At 74.9% G+C, this 1,985-nt stretch carries 2 protein-coding genes; one reads left to right on the forward strand and one right to left on the reverse strand.

The window, feature by feature from the left end; all coding sequences use genetic code 11:
- The first annotated feature begins 186 nt into the window (after nt 1-186).
- Entirely contained in the window at nt 187-1,038 is an 852-nt protein-coding gene (locus ABZ815_RS52530; RefSeq protein WP_357711054.1) for a hypothetical protein, read from the forward strand.
- Nucleotides 1,039-1,125: 87 nt separating this feature from the next.
- Here the strand turns inward: ABZ815_RS52530 and ABZ815_RS52535 are convergent.
- Nucleotides 1,126-1,985 (reverse strand): hypothetical protein (locus tag ABZ815_RS52535; RefSeq protein WP_357711056.1); only part of this gene is annotated, 860 nt, incomplete at its 5' end.

The following is a 1,985-nucleotide window of genomic DNA, read 5'->3' on the forward strand; positions in this document are numbered from 1 at the left end:
TTTTTTTCCCGTGTTGCTTCTGGGTTTTTCGGGGGTGTTTGCCCGGGGGGGGGGGCTGCTCCCGGTTTTCGGTTTGCCCCACCCCCCCAAGGCAAAAACACCGGGGCCCCTGTTCCTCACCCCCCCCCCCGGCCGGCCCCCCCGCCGGCCGCCGCCCCGCACGGCCGGTCCACCGTCGTTCCTGACATGGCCGCCCCCGGCATGACGCGCACCGCAGCTCAGCTGACGGCCGACGAGGTCGTCCAGTGCTACCTCGCCACGCACGGCCGCGTCGGCGCCCGCATGGCCCGCATGGCGATGAACGGCGACATCGAAGCGTGCTTTCACCTGGGCCTGCTCACCCTGCTGCGCGACTGTGACCATGACGGCATGATCTGGCTCCGCCGTGCCGCCGAGGCCGGGCACGAAGCCGCGGCTGCACTGCAGGGCGCGCACGACCCGCGCACGCAGGCCGCCGACGTCGCCTACCGGCACGGCTGCGCCCTGGAGGCGGGCGGCGCCGCCAAGGCCAGCATCGCCCGTTGCTTCTACCAGCTCGCCGCCGAGACCGGCCATCCCGAAGCAGTCGCGAAGATCACCGGAACGGCCCCATCTCCGCCCCCACAACCACCGGCCACCCCCATGACCTCTCCTGCCTTCGACATCTCCGTCCCTGAGCCCCCTCCTCAGTTACTGGACGATGCCAGCCTCCTTTCCTGCCAGCTCGGCTTGCCGCAGCAGCACCTGCCCCACATGATCGAATCTCTGCCGGAACAGACGCCCCCCGCCGTCGCCCCACCCGCTCCCAGCCGGCTGATGCAAAGCCCTGTCGCGGCCCAGGCCGAGTACGGGCCGGCGTGGCCGGTTCTGAGGGACCTCGCCGGTGCCCTCAAAACAGCGGCGGCGCAAGCACAAGACCTAGAGGAAGCCGAGGGCAGCGCCTCGTTCGCCTACACCTGCGGTGACCCCGCCGCCGACTCGCACCAGGACCTGCCGACCTGGCTCTTCGAGACCGAACAGCCCCCCTTCCCGCCCTGGCCGGACGGCCAGCCTCCCTAGAAGCGGCCCACGCCCCGAGCCCCTGGTGTGACCTGCCCTCCGGCACGGTCCCCAACTTGCGCACCCGGGGCGACTAGATCACCGCGCTCAGCGGCTCAGGCCGGGGCCGCGGTCGACGCCGCGCGCAGGCGGCGGCCGGTAGGGCTGCTGGCGAGCGCGTTCGCTCTGCCGGCCGGCGGCCGGGCGCACGGAGCCATCGCCGCGGCCGGAGGCCTCGCGCTGACGTTGGGCGTACTCGGCGCGAGCGGCACGCTCGACAGCCCGCCGGTCGGGCGACAGATCGGTACGGCGCCGGCGTTCGTCGTGCACGGCGGCCAGTTCGGCCTGGGCGGCCTGATGCGCCTGGCGGGCCCGGCGGGCGCGGTGGGTGGCCTCGGCGACGTCGCGTGCCCGGGCCCCGTGCCGGGTATCCGCCAGGTCGCGTTCGAGGTCGAGATGCCGGCGCCGGACCAGCGGCCAGGTGGTGATCGGCGGGGCGAGGGAGGCGGCCTGCTCGGCGGCCGCCTCCAGCGCCGGGCTCTGCTGCAGCACGGAGGCCAGGCGCCCACGTGCGGCGGCCAGGTCCTGGCGCAGCCGGGGCAGCGCGGTCTCCAGCTCCCGGCGCCGGGCCCGATGGGAAGGGCGCAGGTGGCCCAGCCCGTCCAGTTCGCGCTGCAGGCGGCTCTCGCGCTGGAGCAGTCGGCGGATCTGCTCGCGGCCGTCGGCCGTGTCCTGGCGGGCCTGCTGCAGCCGGTGGGCGGCCTGCTCGGCGGCCTCGACCTGGCGTGCCTGCTCGGTCAGGCGGGCCCGCTTCTGCAGCGTGGCCTGCTCGGCGGGTCCGCCGCCGTCGCGGGCGTAGCGGCGCGCCTCCTGCTCGGCGGCCTCCACGGCGGCGGCCGCCGCCGTGACGCGCTCGCTCAGCGAGTGCCGGCGGGCGGCGAGCTGGCCGTCGGTGAGCAGACCGACCC

The sequence above is a fragment of the Nonomuraea sp. NPDC047529 genome, assembly GCF_040642995.1.
Classification (GTDB): domain Bacteria; phylum Actinomycetota; class Actinomycetes; order Streptosporangiales; family Streptosporangiaceae; genus Nonomuraea.

Coding starts and splice junctions, on each gene's coding strand:
- ABZ815_RS52530 (WP_357711054.1), top strand. CDS start 187: ATGGCCGCCCCCGGCATGACGCGCACCGCAGCTCAGCTGACGGCCGAC.